Origin of the sequence: Propylenella binzhouense, assembly GCF_009866965.1 — a bacterium.
In the GTDB taxonomy this organism is placed as follows: Bacteria; Pseudomonadota; Alphaproteobacteria; order Rhizobiales; family Afifellaceae; genus Propylenella; species Propylenella binzhouense.
In genome coordinates, this window is record NZ_SPKJ01000037.1 from 1 (window position 1) to 17,543 (window position 17,543).

The 17,543-nt window shown below is 69.1% G+C and carries 19 protein-coding genes; 11 read left to right on the plus strand and 8 right to left on the minus strand.

Annotated elements, in window-relative coordinates; translation table 11 throughout:
- Positions 1-84: 84 nt before the first annotated feature.
- The 8 genes from gmk to E4O86_RS11915 form a co-directional block, all read right to left on the minus strand.
- Entirely contained in the window at positions 85-783 is a 699-nt protein-coding gene (gmk, locus tag E4O86_RS11880; protein WP_161140757.1) for a guanylate kinase, read from the minus strand.
- A complete protein-coding gene (locus tag E4O86_RS11885; protein WP_161140758.1) occupies positions 780-1,667 on the minus strand; it encodes a YicC/YloC family endoribonuclease in 888 nt (295 codons plus the stop codon). The genes gmk and E4O86_RS11885 overlap by 4 nt, the downstream gene beginning before the upstream one ends.
- Before the next feature lie 74 nt (positions 1,668-1,741).
- Complete coding sequence (gene mltG, locus E4O86_RS11890) at positions 1,742-3,001, minus strand: endolytic transglycosylase MltG (protein WP_161140759.1); 1,260 nt, start codon at positions 2,999-3,001, stop codon at positions 1,742-1,744.
- A gap of 63 nt (positions 3,002-3,064) precedes the next feature.
- Positions 3,065-4,324 carry a beta-ketoacyl-ACP synthase II gene (fabF, locus tag E4O86_RS11895; protein WP_161140760.1) on the minus strand — a complete coding sequence of 420 codons (1,260 nt, stop codon included), beginning with the start codon at positions 4,322-4,324 and terminating at the stop codon, positions 3,065-3,067.
- 31 nt (positions 4,325-4,355) lie between these two features.
- The gene (locus E4O86_RS11900; protein ID WP_161140761.1) at positions 4,356-4,598 is read right to left on the minus strand and encodes an acyl carrier protein; all 243 of its coding nucleotides are present in this window, start codon (positions 4,596-4,598) and stop codon (positions 4,356-4,358) included.
- 193 nt (positions 4,599-4,791) lie between these two features.
- Positions 4,792-5,529 carry a 3-oxoacyl-[acyl-carrier-protein] reductase gene (gene fabG, locus E4O86_RS11905; protein WP_161140762.1) on the minus strand — a complete coding sequence of 246 codons (738 nt, stop codon included), beginning with the start codon at positions 5,527-5,529 and terminating at the stop codon, positions 4,792-4,794.
- A 15-nt stretch (positions 5,530-5,544) separates the two neighbouring features.
- Positions 5,545-6,489 (minus strand): ACP S-malonyltransferase, encoded by a 945-nt coding sequence (gene fabD / locus E4O86_RS11910; protein WP_161140763.1) that lies wholly within the window; start codon positions 6,487-6,489, stop codon positions 5,545-5,547.
- Between the two features lie 55 nt (positions 6,490-6,544).
- Positions 6,545-7,012, minus strand: coding sequence for an Rrf2 family transcriptional regulator (locus tag E4O86_RS11915; RefSeq protein ID WP_343039150.1), 468 nt, complete (start codon positions 7,010-7,012; stop codon positions 6,545-6,547).
- A 117-nt stretch (positions 7,013-7,129) separates the two neighbouring features.
- On the opposite strand from E4O86_RS11915, the gene fdxA reads away from it, so the two are divergent.
- The 11 genes from fdxA to E4O86_RS11970 all read left to right on the plus strand — a co-directional run bounded on the left by fdxA (position 7,130) and on the right by E4O86_RS11970 (position 17,498).
- Positions 7,130-7,468, plus strand: coding sequence for a ferredoxin FdxA (gene fdxA / locus E4O86_RS11920; protein WP_161140765.1), 339 nt, complete (start codon positions 7,130-7,132; stop codon positions 7,466-7,468).
- 235 nt (positions 7,469-7,703) lie between these two features.
- Positions 7,704-8,081, plus strand: coding sequence for a 30S ribosomal protein S6 (gene rpsF, locus E4O86_RS11925; protein WP_161140766.1), 378 nt, complete (start codon positions 7,704-7,706; stop codon positions 8,079-8,081).
- A 5-nt stretch (positions 8,082-8,086) separates the two neighbouring features.
- On the plus strand, positions 8,087-8,335 hold the full coding sequence (rpsR, locus tag E4O86_RS11930; RefSeq protein WP_161140767.1) for a 30S ribosomal protein S18: 249 nt from the start codon (positions 8,087-8,089) through the stop codon (positions 8,333-8,335).
- Between the two features lie 80 nt (positions 8,336-8,415).
- Complete coding sequence (rplI, locus tag E4O86_RS11935) at positions 8,416-8,982, plus strand: 50S ribosomal protein L9 (RefSeq protein ID WP_161140768.1); 567 nt, start codon at positions 8,416-8,418, stop codon at positions 8,980-8,982.
- 154 nt (positions 8,983-9,136) lie between these two features.
- On the plus strand, positions 9,137-10,390 hold the full coding sequence (locus E4O86_RS11940) for a cyclopropane fatty acid synthase (protein WP_161140769.1): 1,254 nt from the start codon (positions 9,137-9,139) through the stop codon (positions 10,388-10,390).
- 145 nt (positions 10,391-10,535) lie between these two features.
- The gene (locus E4O86_RS11945; RefSeq protein ID WP_161140770.1) at positions 10,536-12,023 is read left to right on the plus strand and encodes a replicative DNA helicase; all 1,488 of its coding nucleotides are present in this window, start codon (positions 10,536-10,538) and stop codon (positions 12,021-12,023) included.
- A gap of 130 nt (positions 12,024-12,153) precedes the next feature.
- Entirely contained in the window at positions 12,154-13,224 is a 1,071-nt protein-coding gene (gene alr, locus E4O86_RS11950) for an alanine racemase (protein WP_246206360.1), read from the plus strand.
- The gene (radA, locus tag E4O86_RS11955; RefSeq protein WP_161140772.1) at positions 13,224-14,615 is read left to right on the plus strand and encodes a DNA repair protein RadA; all 1,392 of its coding nucleotides are present in this window, start codon (positions 13,224-13,226) and stop codon (positions 14,613-14,615) included. Before alr ends, radA begins: the two co-directional genes overlap by 1 nt.
- Before the next feature lie 41 nt (positions 14,616-14,656).
- Positions 14,657-15,283 (plus strand): CvpA family protein, encoded by a 627-nt coding sequence (locus E4O86_RS11960; protein ID WP_161140773.1) that lies wholly within the window; start codon positions 14,657-14,659, stop codon positions 15,281-15,283.
- An 11-nt stretch (positions 15,284-15,294) separates the two neighbouring features.
- Complete coding sequence (gene purF / locus E4O86_RS11965) at positions 15,295-16,755, plus strand: amidophosphoribosyltransferase (RefSeq protein WP_161140774.1); 1,461 nt, start codon at positions 15,295-15,297, stop codon at positions 16,753-16,755.
- Positions 16,755-17,498: an SDR family NAD(P)-dependent oxidoreductase gene (locus tag E4O86_RS11970; RefSeq protein WP_161140775.1), complete on the plus strand. Its 744-nt coding sequence runs from the start codon at positions 16,755-16,757 to the stop codon at positions 17,496-17,498. Before purF ends, E4O86_RS11970 begins: the two co-directional genes overlap by 1 nt.
- Positions 17,499-17,543: the final 45 nt, after the last annotated feature.

The following is a 17,543-nucleotide window of genomic DNA, read 5'->3' on the forward strand; positions in this document are numbered from 1 at the left end:
CGCCTCATCGATCTCTTCCCACCAGCCGAATGCGCCAACTACTTCAAAGCGGCAGGGTATGATGCAACCTGATCGGATTCCGCTCTAGGGCTTCGCGGCGGAGTCCTCGGGCTCCGGGGCGCCGAGGAGCGCCTCGCCTTCGGCGAGGAGCCCGCTCACGAAATCGGACAGTTCGGTGAAGCGCGTGCGGCGGAAGCGCTCGGCGATCAGGATCGAGCGGGCCGCCTGGAAGGATCGCTCGAGATCGTGGTTGACGATCACGTAGTCGTACTCGAACCACTTGCCGATCTCGACGATCGCGTTGCGGAGCCGCCGCTCGATCACGTCCGCGGAATCCTCGGCCCGGCGCTCGAGGCGCGCCTTCAGCTCGCGGAAGCTCGGCGGCAGGACGAAGAGGCGCACGATGTCCTGCGCCAGCGCCTCGTCCCGGCAGAGCTGCTCGGTTCCCTGCCAGTCTATGTCGAAGAGGACGTCGCGGCCCTGGGCGAGCGCCCTTTCCACCGGCGCGCGCGGCGTGCCGTAGAAATTGCCGTGGACCTCCGCCCATTCGAGGAGGTCGCCGTGCGCCCGCATGCGCGCGAACTCCTCCCGGTCGATGAAATGGTAGTGCCGGCCCTCCACTTCGCTCGGCCGGCGCGCCCGCGTCGTCACCGAAATCGAGAGCTGGAGGTCGCGGTCCTCCTGGAGAAGGAGGCGGGTCAGCGTGGACTTGCCCGCGCCCGAAGGCGAGGACAGCACGAACATGAGCCCGCGGCGGGGCAAAGGCGGCGGTTCGGAATTCATTCGAGGTTCTGCACCTGCTCCCGGAACTGGTCGACGAGGGTCTTCAGCTCGAGCCCGAGCGCGGAGAGCCGGCTGTCGAACGCCTTGGCGCAGAGCGTGTTCGCCTCGCGGTTGAATTCCTGGGCCAGGAAGTCGAGGCGCCGGCCGATGGCGCCGCCCTCCCGCAGGCGCGCTCCCGCGCTCTCCAGGTGGCTCCGCAGGCGGTCGATCTCCTCGCGAATGTCGGCGCGGGTGGCGGCGAGGACCGCCTCCTGGTGAAGCCGTTCGGGATCGAGGGCGGCTCCCGCTCCCGTCAGCATCTCCACCTGCTCCGCGATGCGCGCGCGCAGCCGCTCCGGCGCGTCCGCGCCGAGCGCCGCCGCCCGGTCGACGAGGCCGGCAATGCCGCCGACGAGTTCGCGCAGGATCCGCCCGAGCCTGGCACCTTCCTCCCGCCGCGCAGCCGCGAGATCCGCCACCGCCTCCTCGAAGGCACGCCGGATCGCGGCGTCGCGCGCCTCGGCCTCCCCTTCCGAAAGGGGCGCCTGCGCCTGTTCGACGACGCCTGGCAGCGACAGAAGGCCGTCGGCGCTCGGCGGCGAGACCCCTTCCTCGTCGGCCAGCCGGCGGGCGCGTGCGAGGACGAGGACGAGCACCGCCTCGTTGATGCGGACCGGGGCCGATTCGGCAGCCCCCTCCCGCACCAGGCCGAACTGGCAGCTGCCGCGCGCCAGGCGCTCGCGGGCGAGCTGCCGCAGGTCAGGCTCCAGAACATCGAGCCCGGGCGGCAGCCGGAAGCGCAGCTCCAGACCGCGCCCGTTGACGCTCTTCAGCTCCCAGGCATAGCGCTCGCCGCCGGCCTCGAAGGCCGTGCGGGCGAAGCCGGTCATGCTGTTGAGGTCCATCGCAATCCGCACCCGCCGAAATCGCGGCGGACCCTAGCGGCGCAGCCGCCCGGCAACAACCCGCCCGGACGGCCTCAATCCGGTTTTGCAGCGGGAACGCCGGGCTGGTCGCCGACGCCGTCGACCGCGATCTGGTCGACCGGCGCGGCCTTGCCGCCCGCCGCCTCGATCGCAGCCTGGCGCGCCTCCTCGATCTTGCGCCAGCGCGCGACGTTGCGGTTGTGCTCGTCGAGGGAGCTCGCGAAGACGTGCCCGCCGGTCCCGTCGGCGACGAAATAGAGCTCGTCGGTGCGGGACGGATTGGCGACCGCCTCCATCGCCTCGCGGCCCGGATTGGCGATCGGCGTCGGCGGCAGGCCGGCGACCGTATAGGTGTTGTAAGGCGTCTCCCGGGTCAGGTCCGACTTCAGGATCGGCCGGTCGGCCGGCTTTCCCTTGCCGCCGAACAGGCCGTAGATGATGGTCGGGTCCGACTGCAGCCGCATGTTCTTCTTGAGGCGGTTTATGAACACGGCGGCGACGCGCGGACGTTCGTCGGCGCGGCCGGTCTCCTTCTCCACGATCGAGGCGAGCGTGATGAAATCCCGGAAATTGTCGATCGGAAGATCCGGCGAGCGGCGCGCCCAGATCTCCTTCGCCGCCTTCTCGTGGTCCCGCTTCATGCGGTTCAGAAGTTCCTGGCGCGTCGTGCCGCGCGTGAACTTGTAGGTCTCCGGCAGCAGGGAGCCCTCGGGCGGGACCTCGTCTATGTCGCCGACAAGGATATCGTTCGCCCGGAGGCGGTCCACGACCTGCAGGCTCGTCAGCCCCTCGGCGACCGTAAACGAGTGCAGGATCGACCGCCCCGAGACGAGCGTATCCATCACCTCGCGCATGCTGACGCCCGGCTTGAACTCGTATTCGCCCGCCTTCAGCCTGCCCTCCTGCTTGTAGGCGCGGACCGCGGCGGAGAAGAGCAGCTCGCTGTCGATGACGTTCTGCCGCTTGAGAAGCTGCGCGATCGAGGGGAGATCGGCGCCCCGCGCAACGAGGACGTTGGTCGTCTCGGCGAGCGGGCCCGGGGCGACGAAGCGCGACTTGCCGAAATAGAGGGCCGCCCCGACGCCGAGGACAACCACGACGAACGCCATCAAGAAGAAGTTCAGGACCACCACGAGCGGGTGCCGCGCCCGCTTCGAGCGCGCAGGCATGGGCGGGGCGCGCTCCGGCTGAATGGCCTGGCGGGGGCTTTTCGGGCTGATGCGGCGGCGCGGCGCCTCCGGCGCGGGCGCGCTCGGCTGCTCGCCCCCGCCAGGGATTCCGGCACCGTCCTCTCGATCGGAGTCCTCGCTCATCATCCCTCTTGGTTCGGCCCCATCCGGCGACCCTAGCTTCGAATATGGCGAAACCGGGAGCGCTCAGACCCGACGGAGCACGAGGGACGCGTTTGTGCCGCCGAAGCCGAACGAATTGGACAGCACGACGTCGATTTGCCTCTGCTTCGCCGCGTTGGGGACGAGATCGATCGGCGTTTCCATCGATGGGTTGTCGAGATTGATGGTCGGCGGCGCGACATTGTCGCGGATGGCGAGGATGGAGAAGATCGCCTCGACGGCACCTGCCGCGCCGAGAAGATGGCCGATCGCCGACTTCGTCGACGACATGCAGAGCTCCGATGCGGCGTTGCCCATGACGCGCTCCACCGCGCCGAGCTCGAGCTCGTCGCCGAGCGGCGTCGATGTGCCGTGGGCGTTGATGTAGTCGATCTCGGAGGGATCGACCTCCGCCCGCTTGAGGGCCGCCTTCATGCAGCGATAGGCGCCGCTGCCGTCCGGCGCAGGCGCCGTGATGTGATAGGCGTCGCCGGACAGCCCGTAGCCGATGACCTCGGCATAGATCTTCGCGCCGCGCGCCTTGGCGTGCTCGTATTCCTCGAGCACCACCACGCCCGCGCCTTCGCCCATGACGAAGCCGTCGCGCTCCCTGTCATAGGGGCGCGAGGCCCGCTGCGGATCCTGGTTGAAATGCGTGGAGAGCGCGCGGCAGGCGGCGAAGCCGGCGAGCGAGATGCGGCTCACGGGCGATTCCGTGCCGCCGGCGAGCATGACGTCGGCATCGCCGAGCGCGATGAGGCGCGCGGCATCGCCGATCGCGTGCGTCCCGGTCGAGCACGCCGTCACGACCGAGTGGTTCGGCCCCTTGAGCCCGTGCTTGATGGAGACGTAGCCGGAGGCGAGATTGATCAGCCGGCCGGGGATGAAGAAGGGCGATATCCGCCGGGGCCCCTTCTCGTGGAGCGTGATGCCGGCCTCGACGATGCCGCCGATGCCGCCGATCCCCGAGCCGATCAGCACGCCGGTGGCGTCCTGGTCGTCCTCCGTGTCCGGCTGCCAGCCGGAATCGGCGATCGCCTCGTCGGCAGCAGCCATCGCGTAGACGATGAAATCGTCGACCTTGCGCTGCTCCTTCGGCTCCATCGAGAGGTCGGGATTGAAGGTGCCGGCGGAGCCGTCCCCGCGGGGAATCCGGCAGGCGATCTGGCAGGGCAGATCGTCGACCTCGAACTCCGAGACGCGGCAGGCTCCGCTGCGCCCCTCAAGCAGACGGGACCAGGTCACTTCGACGCCGCTGCCGAGCGGCGTCACCATGCCCAGGCCTGTGACGACGACGCGTCTCATCAGAAAGGATGCGATCGGTACCGCCCGGCCCTCAGGCCGTGCTCTTCTCGAGGAAGCGAACGGCGTCGCCCACGGTCAGGATCGTCTCGGCCGCATCGTCCGGGATCTCGACGCCGAACTCCTCTTCGAAGGCCATGACGAGCTCAACGGTATCAAGGCTGTCGGCGCCGAGATCATCGATGAAGCTCGCGTCCTTGGTGACCTTCTCCTCTTCGACGCCGAGGTGCTCGATCACGATCTTCTTCACGCGCGCTTCGATGTTGTTGTCGCTCATCCGCATCTTCCTTCGAAAGAATGGCCCTTGCGGCCCGTCATTACAAAACCCGGCAGACGATTAGAAACGTTGCTGCCGGGCGCCTTCAAGGCCAGTTGCGCGGTCGTTAACATGTTTCCTGCGCCTTGACCAGAAGCCGGAACACCGGTCCTGCGGGACTCCCGCCGCGCGTCGCGGCGTTCCGGACCCGCGCTCAGATCATGGCCATCCCGCCATTGACGTGGAGCGTCTGTCCCGTGAGGTAGCCGGCCTCGTCGCTCGCCAGGTACACGACCGCGGCGGCGACATCCGTCCCGTCGCCAAGCCGTCCCGCCGGTATCCTGCCGAGAATCGCCTCGCGCTGCTTCTCGTTGAGCGCGTCCGTCATCGCGCTCGCAATGAACCCGGGCGCGACGCAGTTCACCGTGATCCCGCGGCTCGCGACCTCCTGTGCGAGCGCCTTAGACATGCCGATGAGGCCCGCCTTGGAGGCGGCGTAGTTCGACTGCCCGGGATTGCCGGTGACGCCGACGACCGAGGTGATCCCCACGATCCGGCCGAAGCGCTGCTTCATCATTCCGCGAAGCGCGGCCCGGGAAAGCCGGAACGCCGCCTCGAGATTGACGCGCAGCACGATCTGCCAGTCCTCGTCCTTCATCCGCATGGCGAGGCCGTCGCGGGTGAGGCCGGCATTGTTGACGAGGATGTCGAGCCCGCCCATCGCCTCTTCGGCCCGCGGCACGAGGGCGTCCACCGCCGCGGCATCGCCGAGATCGGCTGCCGCCAGGTGAACGCGCTCGCCGAGCCTTTCGGCAAGCGCGCGGAGCGCCTCCGTCCGGGTTCCGGACAGGGTGACGACCGCGCCCTGCGCATGGAGCGCTGCGGCGATCGCACCGCCTATCCCGCCGCTCGCCCCCGTGACGAGGGCGCGGCGACCTTCCAGGCTGAACATGAGCGTTCCTCTCCCTCAGGTGGCGAGCCGGGCTGCGGCCGCGTCGGCCTCTTCCGGCGTGCCGACCGCGATCGCGTCGGCATCCGGGGCGATCCGGCGCACCAGTCCCGTCAGGACCTTGCCCGCACCGATCTCCACGAAGAGGCCGACCCCCTCGCCTGCGAGCCAGGCGACCGATTCGCGCCAGCGCACCGTGCCCGTGACCTGCTCGACCAGGCGCTGCCGGATCTGGGTCGGATCGGTGAGCGCGGAGGCGAGCACGTTCGAGACGAGCGGGACGACCGGCGGGTGGATGGCGACGCGCGCGAGCGCCTCGGCCATCACCTCGGCGGCCGGGCTCATCAGCGCGCAATGGAACGGGGCGCTGACGGACAGCATCATGGCGCGGCGGGCGCCGTGGGCCTTGGCGATGCCGACGGCGCGGGCGACCGCCTCCCTGCTCCCGGACACCACGACCTGGCCGGGCGCATTGTCGTTCGCCGCCGCGCAGACCTCGCCCTGCTCGGCCTCGCGCGCGACCTCGCGCGCCGCCTCGAAATCGAGGCCGAGAAGCGCCGCCATCGCGCCCTGCCCTTCCGGCACCGCGCTCTGCATGGCCTCGCCGCGCGTTCGCAGCAGGACGGCGGCATCGGCGAGCGCGATGCTCCCAGCGGCCGCCAGCGCCGTATATTCGCCGAGCGAATGGCCGGCCACATAGGCCGCGTGCCGCTCGACCGTGACGCCCCGCTCCCGAAGAGCCGCAAGCGCCGCCATGCTCACCGCGAGCAGTGCCGGCTGGGCGTTCCGCGTCAGGGTCAGCTCCGCTTCGGGTCCCTCGAAGATCAGCCTGGAGAGCGGCTCGCCGAGCGCATCGTCGACCTCCTCGAAGACAGCGCGCGACGCCGGCACCTGCTCCGCGAGCGCCTTGCCCATCCCCACGGCCTGGCTGCCCTGACCGGGAAAGATGAATGCGCTGGCCATGTCGTCTCCGTCCCTGCGAATTTGCGAGGCGATCCACACCGTCAAAAAAGATATGTCAAGCGTGGGTTCCCATTGCGGGACGCGGACCTGCGGCTATCCCCAGCAGGGCCCGGACCGGATCGCCCGGCTCCGCGATCGCCGCGAGCGTGTAGCCGTCGAGAACGGCGAGGAACGCATTCCGCGCCTCGGCGAGCGCGCCGCGCAGGCGGCAGGCCGGCGAGATCGCGCAGGCGGCGGCGCCCGGCTCGAAGCAGAGCGCCAGCCTGAAGTCGTCCTCGGCGAAGCGGACCACCTCGCCGACCGACACCGCCTCGGGCGGGCGCGCCAGGCGCAGCCCGCCGCCCCGCCCGCGCACGGTGGCGACGAAACCGGCCCGGCCGAGCTCGTGGGCGACCTTCATCAGATGGTTGCGCGAAACGCCGTAGGCCTTCGCGACCTCCTCTATGGTCGCCAGGCCGTCCGGCTTCACCGCCAGGTAAAGGAGGAGCCGCAGCGAATAATCCGTATAGAGCGTCAGTCGCACCGCGCCTCCCGGAGCTGGCCGCACCTTGCGTCCGGCATCCGCTTGGTCTAGCAGAAAGTCATATTCCAGATACCACTTTTCTGCGCATGCGCGAAGGCGGCCGACGCGGAGACAGCCATGACCTATGTGGTCACCGAGAACTGCATCAAGTGCAAGTACATGGACTGTGTCGAGGTGTGTCCGGTGGACTGCTTCTACGAGGGCGAGAACATGCTCGTCATCCATCCGGACGAATGCATCGACTGCGGCGTTTGCGAGCCGGAATGCCCGGCCGACGCGATCCGGCCCGACACCGAGCCGGGCCTCGACGCCTGGCTCACGCTCAATGCCGACTATGCCGACAAATGGCCGAACATCACGGTCAAGCGCGACCCGCCCGAGGACGCCAAGGCCCATGACGGCGAGGCCGGCAAGCTTGACAAGTACTTCTCCCCCGCCCCCGGCCAGGGCGATTGAGCCGCGGCGCGAAGGAGCGGGCCTTGTGTTCGCCGCCAACGTCCCTATAAAGGCGCCACGACCGGCTTCGGCCGGGGGCTGAACGGAAAGCGGGCGTCGCCCGCGGGGTCCACAAGGACCCGTTTCCCGTGTCTCCGCTCTCGAAGACGTCAGGGCCTTTCCCGCGGCGTTCCGCCGCCATGAGGCTTCGACGAGGCTCCGCGCTGGGCCGGCGAACTGGAAAGGCAAGACCAGAATGGCATTGTACGAACACGTGTTCCTGGCCCGCCAGGACGTCTCGAACCAGCGCGTCGACGAGCTCGTCGAGCAGTTCAAGGGCGTCATCGAGACGGGCGGCGGCTCGGTCGGCAAGACCGAGTACTGGGGCCTGAAGAGCCTCACCTTCCGGATCGCGAAGAACCGCAAGGCGCACTACACGCTCATGAACATCGACGCGCCGCACACGGCGGTCGCCGAGATGGAGCGCCAGATGGGCATCAACGAGGACGTGATCCGCTTCCTGACGGTGCGGGTGGAGGAGCTCGAGGACGAGCCCTCCGTGCAGATGCAGAAGAAGGAGCGCGACGACCGCCGCCGCCGCGACCGCGAGCGGCGCCGCGAGGACGAGGAGTAAGAACGATGGTCGATATCGCACAGCTTCCGACCCGGCGCCCGTTCCACCGTCGCCGCAAGACCTGCCCCTTCTCCGGCGAAGGCGCGCCGAAGATCGACTACAAGGACGTGAAGCTGCTCGAGCGCTTCATCTCCGAGCGCGGCAAGATCGTGCCGTCGCGCATCACGGCGGTGTCCGCCAAGAAGCAGCGCGAGCTCGCCAAGGCGATCAAGCGCGCCCGCTTCCTGGGCCTGCTGCCCTACGTGATCAAGTGAGCGCTCCCGCCGGGAGCGCATCTGCTGGGCCGGACCGGAACCGGCTCTAACCGCGCTAGCGGGACAGCGAGGAGAAGACGATGGAAGTGATTCTACTGGAGCGCGTCGCCAAGCTCGGCCAGATGGGCGAAGTGGTGCGCGTGCGCGACGGCTACGCACGGAATTTCCTGCTGCCGAGCAAGAAGGCGCTGCGGGCGACCGACGAGAACCGCAAGCGGTTCGAGCGGGACAAGGCGCAGCTCGAGGCCCACAACCTGGAGGCCCGCAAGGAGGCCGAGAGCGTCGCGGAGAAGCTCGGCGGCCAGACCTTCGTGATCATCCGCCAGGCGGGCGAGACCGGCCAGCTCTACGGCTCCGTCTCCACGCGCGACATCGCCGATGCGGCGACCGGGGGCGGCTTCACCGTCGAGCGCCAGCAGGTGCGGCTCGATCGCCCGATCAAGACGATCGGCCTGCACGAGATCGAGATCGCCCTCCATCCGGAGGTGGAGGTCCAGGTCGTCGTCAACGTCGCGCGTTCGGCCGACGAGGCCGAGCGCCAGGTGCGCGGCGAGGACCTCACCACCCGCGAGGCCTTCCAGGAGCCGGAAGAGCCGGAACCTGAGGAGGAAGCCGGCGACGAGGCTGCTTCCGAAACCGGGGCCTGACCTCCCGGCCAAGCGAACAGAGGAAAAGGGCGTCCGTCGGGCGCCCTTTTTTGTTCAGAGGTGACATGCACCGGAACGGCTTGCGAGGCGCGGACGCGGCGAATAGCCTTTCCGAAAACTCGACGAGGCGTAGCGAGATGAGCGGAGTGCCGGAATGAACCCGTTGCTGAAGACGCTCATGCAGGGGGCCCTCAAGCGTGGGACCCTCCACGTCACCTGGGCGGACGGCACGAAGACGACGATCGGCAACGGAGACGGCCACGAGGCCAATCTGAATTTCCATACGAAGGCCGCCGAATGGGCGTTCCTCCTCAACCCCGAGCTCGCGGTCGGCGAGGAGTTCATGGGCGGCGAGCTCGACTTCCTGCCGGGCCGGCCGATCGACTTCCTGCTCTTCGTCAACGACAACTGGCGCGGCAAGCGGCCGACCGAGTGGATGGAGGTGCTGGCGAGGCTGCGCTATCTCAAGCGCCGTATCGTCCAGAACAACAACAGGTTCCGCGCGAGGCGCAACGTCGCGCACCATTACGATCTGGACGAACGCCTCTACCGTCTCTTCCTCGACAGCGACCTGCAATATTCCTGCGCCTATTTCGAGACGCCGGAGAGCGACCTCGAAGAGGCGCAATGGGCGAAGAAGCGGCACATTGCGGCGAAGCTCCTGTTGGAGCCCGGGCTCGAGGTGCTCGACATCGGCTCCGGCTGGGGCGGGCTCGGCCTCTTCATGGCGGAGCGGACGGGAGCGTCGGTCACCGGCGTGACGCTCTCCACGGAACAGCACCGCGTCTCCAACGAGCGGGCGCGCGCGCTCGGGCTTGCCGAACGCGCGGTCTTCGAGCTGAAGGACTACCGCCTCCTCGACCGGCAGTTCGACCGGATCGTCTCGGTCGGCATGTTCGAGCATGTGGGCGTCGGGCACTACCAGGAGTTCTTCCAGACCAGCGCCAAGCTCCTGAAGCCCGAAGGCGTGATGCTTCTCCATTCGATCGGGCGGACCGACGGGCCGGGCTCCACGAATCCCTGGATCGAGAAGTACATCTTCCCCGGCGGCTATACGCCGGCGCTTTCCGAAGTGCTCCCGATCATCGAGCGGTCCGGCCTGATCGTCACCGACATCGAGATCCTCCGGCTGCATTATGCCGAGACGCTGAAGGCCTGGCGCCAGCGCTTCATGGCCCGGCGCGACGAGGCCGCCGCGATCTATGACGAGCGCTTCTGCCGGATGTGGGAATTCTATCTCGCCGGCTCCGAGGCGGCCTTCCGGAGCGGCGACCTGGTGGTCTTCCAGATCCAGATGTCGCCGAAGCAGGACGCCGTGCCGCTGACGCGCAACTATATCGAGGCCGCGGAGCGGGCGATCGAGGAAGCGGGCAACGAGGGCGAATCGATTCGCCTTGCCGGCGAATGACGAATCAAGCCTTCCTGTCGGAGATTTCCGCGTCGCGCTGAATAGCGGGCGCTCTCCTTCCGGGATTGCGTTACGGCCTCGGCGCGGCGCGCCGATCCCGGTATGACCCGGAGGGTAACTCCGACAGCCGCCTCGAAGAAGAGCGATGACCCTCGCAGCCCATGCCCTTACCGCCGCCGAGCCTCTACCGCGGCAGAGCCCGCACAACATCGAGGTGGAGCAGGCGCTTCTCGGTGCGATCCTGATCAACAACGAGGCGTTCTATCGCGTCTCGGACTTCCTTGAGCCGGCGCATTTCTACGATCCGCTGCACCGGCAGATCTACGAACGCACCTCCCAGCTGATCCGGATGGGCAAGGTCGCCGACCCGCGGACCATCAAGTCGTTCCTCAAGGAGCGCGAGGCGGTCGGCGACATCACGGTGGCGGAATATCTCGGCCGGCTCGCCTTCGAGGCGACGACGATCATCAACGCCCAGGATTACGGGCGCACCATCTACGACCTCGCGATCCGCCGCTCGCTCGTCACGATCGGCGAGGAGATGGTGAACCTCGCCTATGACGCGCCGGTGGAGATGGCCCCGCGCGAGCAGATCGAGGAAGCGGAGCGGCGGCTCTTCCAGCTCGCGGAGACGGGCCGCTACAATGGCGGGTTCCAGAGCTTCACCGAGGCGCTCAAGGCCGCGATCGACATGGCCGGCGCGGCCTTCAAGCGGACCGGCCACCTGTCGGGTCTGGCCACGGGGCTCGAGGACCTCGACCGCCTGATGGGCGGTCTGCAATCGTCCGACCTGATCGTGCTCGCCGGCCGACCGGGCATGGGCAAGACCTCCCTCGCGACCAACATCGCCTACAACATCGCGCGCGCCTGGCGCGGCGAGCAGCAGCCCGACGGCGCGATAAAGACGGTCGACGGCGGGATCGTCGGCTTCTTCTCGCTCGAAATGTCCTCCGAGCAGCTCGCCACCCGCATCCTCGCCGAGCAGGCCGGCGTGCCCTCCTCCGAGATCCGCCGCGGCGCGATCCACGAGGACCAGTTCGACCGCATCGTCGAGGTGGCGCAGGAGATGAGCCGGATCCCGCTCTATATCGACCAGACCGGCGGCATCTCGATCGGCCAGCTCGCGGCCCGGGCGCGCAGGCTGAAGCGCCAGCGCGGGCTCGACTTCCTGGTGATCGACTACCTCCAGCTCGTGCAGGGCTCGAGCCGGCGCTCCTCCGAGAACCGGGTCCAGGAGATCACCGAGATCACCACGAACCTGAAGGCGCTCGCCAAGGAGCTCAACGTTCCGGTCATGGCGCTCTCCCAGCTCTCGCGCCAGGTCGAATCGCGCGACGACAAGCGGCCGCAGCTCTCCGATCTCCGCGAATCGGGCTCGATCGAGCAGGACGCGGACGTCGTCATGTTCGTGTTCCGCGAGGAATATTACGTGAAGAACCGGAAGCCGAAGGAAGGCACGGAGGAGTTCTTCAAGTGGCAGGCCGAGATGGAGCAGCTCGTCGGACGCGCCGAGGTGATCGTCGGCAAGCAGCGCCACGGCCCGACCGGAACCGTTCCCCTGCAGTTCGATGCCGACGTCACGCGCTTCTCCTCGCTCGCGCAGGAGGACCGGATGCCGGCCCGCTACGATTGAGCCGGCCGCGGCGGGCCCCCCGCCACTGCCCGGCCACGATGGGACCGTACCGACGCGCATGACCACTGCGCCGCAAGAATGGCCCCGGCCGGCCCCTCCCGAGGCCTTGGCATCCGCGCATGCAGCCGGCATGCGCCTCACCATCGACCTCGACGCGCTGGTGCGGAACTGGCGCCGGCTCGCCGGACGCACCGCGCCGGCCGAATGCGCCGCCGTCGTGAAGGCGGACGCCTACGGCATCGGCGTGTCGCATGCCGTCCCGCCGCTCGTTTCGGCAGGCTGCCGCACCTTCTTCGTCGCGCTGCCGGAGGAGGGCGCCCGGCTGCGGGCATTCGCTCCGGAGGCGGCGATCTACGTTCTCAACGGCTTCTTCCCGGACGCGGCGGCGCTCTTCGGCGGCGCCGCCCTCCGCCCCGTGCTCGGTCACCGGACGGAGCTCGAGGCATGGGCGGCCAGGGGCGGCGGGCCGGCCGCCCTCCACGTCGACACCGGCATGAACCGGCTGGGCTTCCGCCCCGAGGAGGCCGAGGCGCTTCCGGCCGATCTCGTCGCGCGCGCCGGGATCGATCTCGTCATCACGCACATGGCCTGCGCCGACGAGCCGGATCACCCGCTGAACGCGGCGCAGCTCGCCCGCTTCCGCGCCCTGCCCGCGCAGCTTTCGGGCGTCCGCCGATCGCTTGCGAATTCCGCGGCCATCGATCTCGGCCGCGCTTACCATTTCGACCTGGTGCGGCCGGGCATCGCGCTCTATGGCGGCGGCTGCCGGCCCGGGGGACGGAGCGAGACGGTCGTGACAGCGGAGGCGCGCATCCTTCAGGTCCGCGCGGCGCCGGCCGGCGAGACGGTCGGCTACGGCGCAACGGAAAAGTTGGCGCGGGACACGCGAATCGCCATCTTGTCGGCTGGCTATGCCGACGGATATCCGCGCAGCGCCGGCAGGGGCGCGCTCCCGCCCGCGGCGGTCGCGATCGGCGGCCGCGCGGTACCGATTCTCGGGCGGATTTCCATGGACCTGATCGCGGCCGACATTACCGGACTCCCGTCGGGAGCAATACGTCCGGGCGACTGGGCCGAGCTGTTCGGCCCGACCATCCCGATCGACGAGGCAGCGGCCGCGTCGGGCACCATCGCCTACGAGCTGCTGACCGGCCTCAGCCGTCGCGCCGCCCGTCGCCATCTCGGCGGGGAAGGCGGCTGATGGCGCGCGCCCGCGCCCAATTCGTCTGTGCCGCCTGCGGCGCGCTCTCCCCGCGCTGGCAGGGCAGATGCGATGCCTGCGGCGAGTGGAACACGCTCCAGGAGGAGGCGCCGGTGGCGGCACCGGTCGCGCTCCGGACCGGCCGCGGCCGTTCGGTGCCGCTCGTCCCGCTTTCCGGCGAATCCGCGGAACTGCCCCGGACGGTCTCGGGGATAGGCGAGCTCGACCGGGTGACCGGCGGCGGCTTCGTGCCGGGCTCGGTGCTGCTCGTCGGCGGCGATCCCGGCATCGGCAAGTCGACGCTTCTCATCCAGACGGCCGCCGCGCTCGCCCGCCAGGGTCGGCGCGTGATCTACGTCTCCGGCGAAGAGGCGATCGATCAGGTGCGCCTCCGCGCCGCCCGCCTCGGCCTGCGCGACGCCCCTGTCGAGCTCGCGTCGGAGACCCGGGTCGAGGACATCGTCGCCACGCTCGAAGGCGGAGCGGCGGTCGATTTCGTCGTCGTCGATTCGGTGCAGACGCTCTGGACCGAGCTGGTGGAAAGCGCGCCCGGCACGGTGACGCAGGTGCGGACCTCGGCGCAGTCGATGATCCGCTATGCCAAGAAGTCGGGCGCCTGCGTCGTTCTCGTCGGCCATGTCACCAAGGACGGGCAGATCGCCGGGCCGCGCGTCGTGGAGCACATGGTCGACGCGGTGCTCTATTTCGAGGGCGACCAGGGCCACCAGTTCCGGGTGCTCCGCGCCGTGAAGAACCGGTTCGGGCCCGCCTCCGAGATCGGCGTGTTCGAGATGACGGGGAGCGGCCTCGCCGAGGTCGCGAACCCCTCCATGCTCTTCATCGGCGAGCGCGATTCGACGAGCCCCGGAACGGCGGTCTTCGCGGGCATGGAGGGCACCCGGCCGCTGCTCGTGGAAGTGCAGGCCCTCGTCGCCGAGAGCGCGCTCGGAACGCCGCGGCGCGCAGTGGTCGGGTGGGATCCGAGCCGGCTCGCGATGATCCTCGCCGTGCTCGATGCCCGCTGCGGGCTTCAATTCGGGGCCTACGATGTCTATCTGAACGTCGCCGGCGGTCTTCGCCTCTCCGAACCCGCAGCCGATCTCGCCGTCGCGGCGGCCCTCGTCTCCTCGCGCGCCGGCGTGGCGGCGCCGCGCGAGACGGTCTATTTCGGCGAGGTCAGCCTGTCGGGTTCCGTGAGACCGGTCGCGCAGACGGCGATGCGCCTCAAGGAGGCGGAGAAGCTGGGTTTCAACCGCGCCATTCTGCCGGCCGGAGGGGGTGACCTCGAATGCTCGACTCTGGCGCTCCGTCCCGTTACCACGCTCGGCGACGTCGTTGCCGCGCTCGCGGCCGAGACGGTGCGCACACGGCCGGCGGCGGCGATTCAATGAGGCTCGCCGTCCCCGGCGACCGCTTGCGGGAGACTTGCTGAATGCCCTTCTCCGTGCTCGACGGCATCCTGCTGGCGGTCATGCTGGTCTCGGCGATGCTGGCGATGATCCGCGGCTTCACGCGCGAAGTCTTCTCGATCGCTTCGTGGGTGGCCGCGGCGGCGGCGACCTATTTCCTGTGGAAGGATGCCCTTCCCTACGCGCAGCGCTATATCGACGACAAGAACGTGGCCCTCGGCGTCACCGTGGTCGTGATCTTCTTCGTGACGCTGCTCGTGGTCTCGCTCATCACGATGCGGATCTCGGACTTCATCCTCGATTCCAAGGCGGGCCCGCTCGACCGGACGCTCGGCTTCATCTTCGGGGCGGCGCGCGGCCTGGTCCTGGTCGTGATCGCCGTGCTGTTCCTGAACTTCTTCATCGCGCCGGAGCGCCAGCCCGGCTGGATCGCCGGGGCGCGCACGAAGCCCTGGCTCGATTCGATCGGCAACGATCTCCTGGCCAGACTGCCGGAGGACCCGGAAGCCGAGATCATGGACAGGCTCCGCTCGCAGGACCGCGACGCCGGCGAGGTGCCGCGGACGACTGACGACACACCGGCCGGAGAGCCGGGCATAGACGAGGAAGACCAGAACGCGCTCGACCGACAGATCCGGTCGACCCAGTAAGGGCTCACGTCATGACGCACCGGCTCTCGCACCCGTTCGACGACGACAAGCTGCACGAGGAGTGCGGCGTCTTCGGCATCTTCGGCCATCCGCAGGCGGCCGCCCTCACCGCGCTCGGCCTGCATGCCCTCCAGCACCGCGGCCAGGAGGCGGCCGGCATCGTCTCCTTCGACGGGCGCCAGTTCTGGAGCGAGCGGCACATCGGGCTCGTCGGCGACAACTTCACCAAGCCGGCGGTGATCGAGCGGCTCAAGGGCAACCGGGCGATCGGTCACAACCGCTATTCCACGACCGGAGCGCCCGTGCTCCGCAACGTCCAGCCGCTCTTCGCCGAGCTGGCCGGCGGCGGCTTCACCGTCGCCCATAACGGCAACATCACCAATGCGCGGGCGCTGCAGCGCATGCTTCAGCGGCGCGGCTCGATCTTCCAGTCGACCTCCGACACAGAGACGATCCTGCACCTCGTCGCCACGAGCCAGCGCAACCACGTCGTCGACAAGCTGATCGACGCGCTCGGCCAGGTCGAAGGCGCCTTCTCTTTGGTGGCGATGACCGAGAAGAAGCTCGTCGGCTGCCGCGATCCGCTCGGCATCCGGCCGCTCGTGCTCGGCGATCTCGACGGCTCGAACGTGCTCGCCTCGGAGACCTGCGCCCTCGACATCATCGGCGCGCGGCTCGTGCGCGAGATCGAGCCGGGCGAGATGGTGGTCATCACCGAGCACGGGATCGAATCGCTGAAGCCGTTCCCCGGCAAGCGGCCCCGCTTCTGCGTGTTCGAGCACGTCTACTTCGCCCGGCCCGATTCGATCGTGGAGGGCACGAGCGTCTACGAGGTGCGCAAGCGCATCGGCGCCGAACTCGCGCGCGAATCCCCCGCGGCGGCGGATCTTGTCGTGCCCGTGCCCGATTCCGGCACGCCGGCGGCGATCGGCTTCGCGGAGGCGAGCGGCATTCCCTTCGAGCTCGGGATCATCCGCAACCACTATATCGGCCGGACCTTCATCGAGCCGACCGATTCGATCCGGCACATGGGCGTGAAGCTGAAGCACAACGCCAACAGCGCCGTGCTGAAGGGCAAGCGCGTCGTCCTCGTCGACGATTCGATCGTCCGCGGCACGACCTCGGTGAAGATCGTGCAGATGGTGCGCGACGCCGGGGCGGCCGAAGTGCACATGCGGATCGCCAGCCCGCCCACCACCAATCCCTGCTTCTACGGGGTCGACACGCCGGAGAAGTCGAAGCTCCTGGCCTCGCGCATGTCGGTGGCGGACATGGCCGAGTTCATCCGCGTCGACAGCCTCGCCTTCCTCACCATAGACGGGCTCTACCGGGCCGTCGGCGAGACGGGGCGCAATCCGCTCGCGCCGCAATATTGCGACGCCTGCTTCACGGGCGAGTATCCGGCCCGCCTCACCGACCACGAGAACCGCGGCGAGGTCCGCCATCTCACCATCCTCGCCGAGTCGGCGTGATGGCGGAGGGCGTGCTGAAGGACCGGGTGGCGGTCGTCACCGGCGCCTCCCGCGGCATCGGCTATTTCGCCGCGAAGGCGCTCGCGGAGGCCGGCGCCCATGTGGTGGCCGTCGCACGCACCGTCGGCGGGCTCGAGGAGCTCGACGACGAGATCCAGGCCGCGGGCGGGTCGTCGACGCTGGTGCCGCTCGACCTCCGGGACTATGACGGGATCGACCGGCTCGGCGCCGCCATCTTCGAGCGCTGGGGCAGGCTCGACGTGCTCGTCGGCAATGCGGGCGTGCTCGGCCAGCTCTCGCCGCTCGGCCATATCCCGCCGAAGGTCTGGGACGAGGCGATGGCGATCAACGTCACCGCGAACTGGCGGCTCATCCGGTCCTTCGACCCGCTGCTCAGGCAGTCCGACGCCGGCCGGGCGATCTTCCTGACGTCCGGCGCGGCCCGGAACTGCCGCGCCTTCTGGGGCACCTATTCGGTCACGAAGGCGGCGCTCGAGGCGCTCGCCCGGACCTATGCGGCCGAGAGCCGGAAGACCCGGATCCGCGTCACGCTGGTCAATCCGGGGCCGATGCGGACCGCGATGCGGGGCAAGGCGATGCCGGGCGAGGATCCGGCGACGCTGCCGCATCCTTCCGCGATCGCCCCGGCGATCGTGCGCTTCGCCGCGCCGGGACACGACGTTCCGCTCGGCCGGTTCGACTTTCCTTCCGGATCGCTCGTTTCCCTCCTCGAGGCGGGCTGAGCCGGCTCCGGCCCGCCGAAAGCCCAAGATCTGCGAGAGCGGGCG

Excerpts from the sequence above, each read along its gene's own strand:
- gmk (WP_161140757.1), bottom strand. The coding sequence starts at position 783 with ATGAATTCCGAACCGCCGCCTTTGCCCCGCCGCGGGCTCATGTTCGTG.
- E4O86_RS11885 (WP_161140758.1), bottom strand. The coding sequence starts at position 1,667 with ATGGACCTCAACAGCATGACCGGCTTCGCCCGCACGGCCTTCGAGGCC.
- mltG (WP_161140759.1), bottom strand. The coding sequence starts at position 3,001 with ATGAGCGAGGACTCCGATCGAGAGGACGGTGCCGGAATCCCTGGCGGG.
- fabF (WP_161140760.1), bottom strand. The coding sequence starts at position 4,324 with ATGAGACGCGTCGTCGTCACAGGCCTGGGCATGGTGACGCCGCTCGGC.
- E4O86_RS11900 (WP_161140761.1), bottom strand. The coding sequence starts at position 4,598 with ATGAGCGACAACAACATCGAAGCGCGCGTGAAGAAGATCGTGATCGAG.
- fabG (WP_161140762.1), bottom strand. The coding sequence starts at position 5,529 with ATGTTCAGCCTGGAAGGTCGCCGCGCCCTCGTCACGGGGGCGAGCGGC.
- fabD (WP_161140763.1), bottom strand. The coding sequence starts at position 6,489 with ATGGCCAGCGCATTCATCTTTCCCGGTCAGGGCAGCCAGGCCGTGGGG.
- fdxA (WP_161140765.1), top strand. The coding sequence starts at position 7,130 with ATGACCTATGTGGTCACCGAGAACTGCATCAAGTGCAAGTACATGGAC.
- rpsF (WP_161140766.1), top strand. The coding sequence starts at position 7,704 with ATGGCATTGTACGAACACGTGTTCCTGGCCCGCCAGGACGTCTCGAAC.
- rpsR (WP_161140767.1), top strand. The coding sequence starts at position 8,087 with ATGGTCGATATCGCACAGCTTCCGACCCGGCGCCCGTTCCACCGTCGC.
- rplI (WP_161140768.1), top strand. The coding sequence starts at position 8,416 with ATGGAAGTGATTCTACTGGAGCGCGTCGCCAAGCTCGGCCAGATGGGC.
- E4O86_RS11940 (WP_161140769.1), top strand. The coding sequence starts at position 9,137 with ATGAACCCGTTGCTGAAGACGCTCATGCAGGGGGCCCTCAAGCGTGGG.
- E4O86_RS11945 (WP_161140770.1), top strand. The coding sequence starts at position 10,536 with ATGACCCTCGCAGCCCATGCCCTTACCGCCGCCGAGCCTCTACCGCGG.
- alr (WP_246206360.1), top strand. The coding sequence starts at position 12,154 with ATGCGCCTCACCATCGACCTCGACGCGCTGGTGCGGAACTGGCGCCGG.
- radA (WP_161140772.1), top strand. The coding sequence starts at position 13,224 with ATGGCGCGCGCCCGCGCCCAATTCGTCTGTGCCGCCTGCGGCGCGCTC.
- E4O86_RS11960 (WP_161140773.1), top strand. The coding sequence starts at position 14,657 with ATGCCCTTCTCCGTGCTCGACGGCATCCTGCTGGCGGTCATGCTGGTC.
- purF (WP_161140774.1), top strand. The coding sequence starts at position 15,295 with ATGACGCACCGGCTCTCGCACCCGTTCGACGACGACAAGCTGCACGAG.
- E4O86_RS11970 (WP_161140775.1), top strand. The coding sequence starts at position 16,755 with ATGGCGGAGGGCGTGCTGAAGGACCGGGTGGCGGTCGTCACCGGCGCC.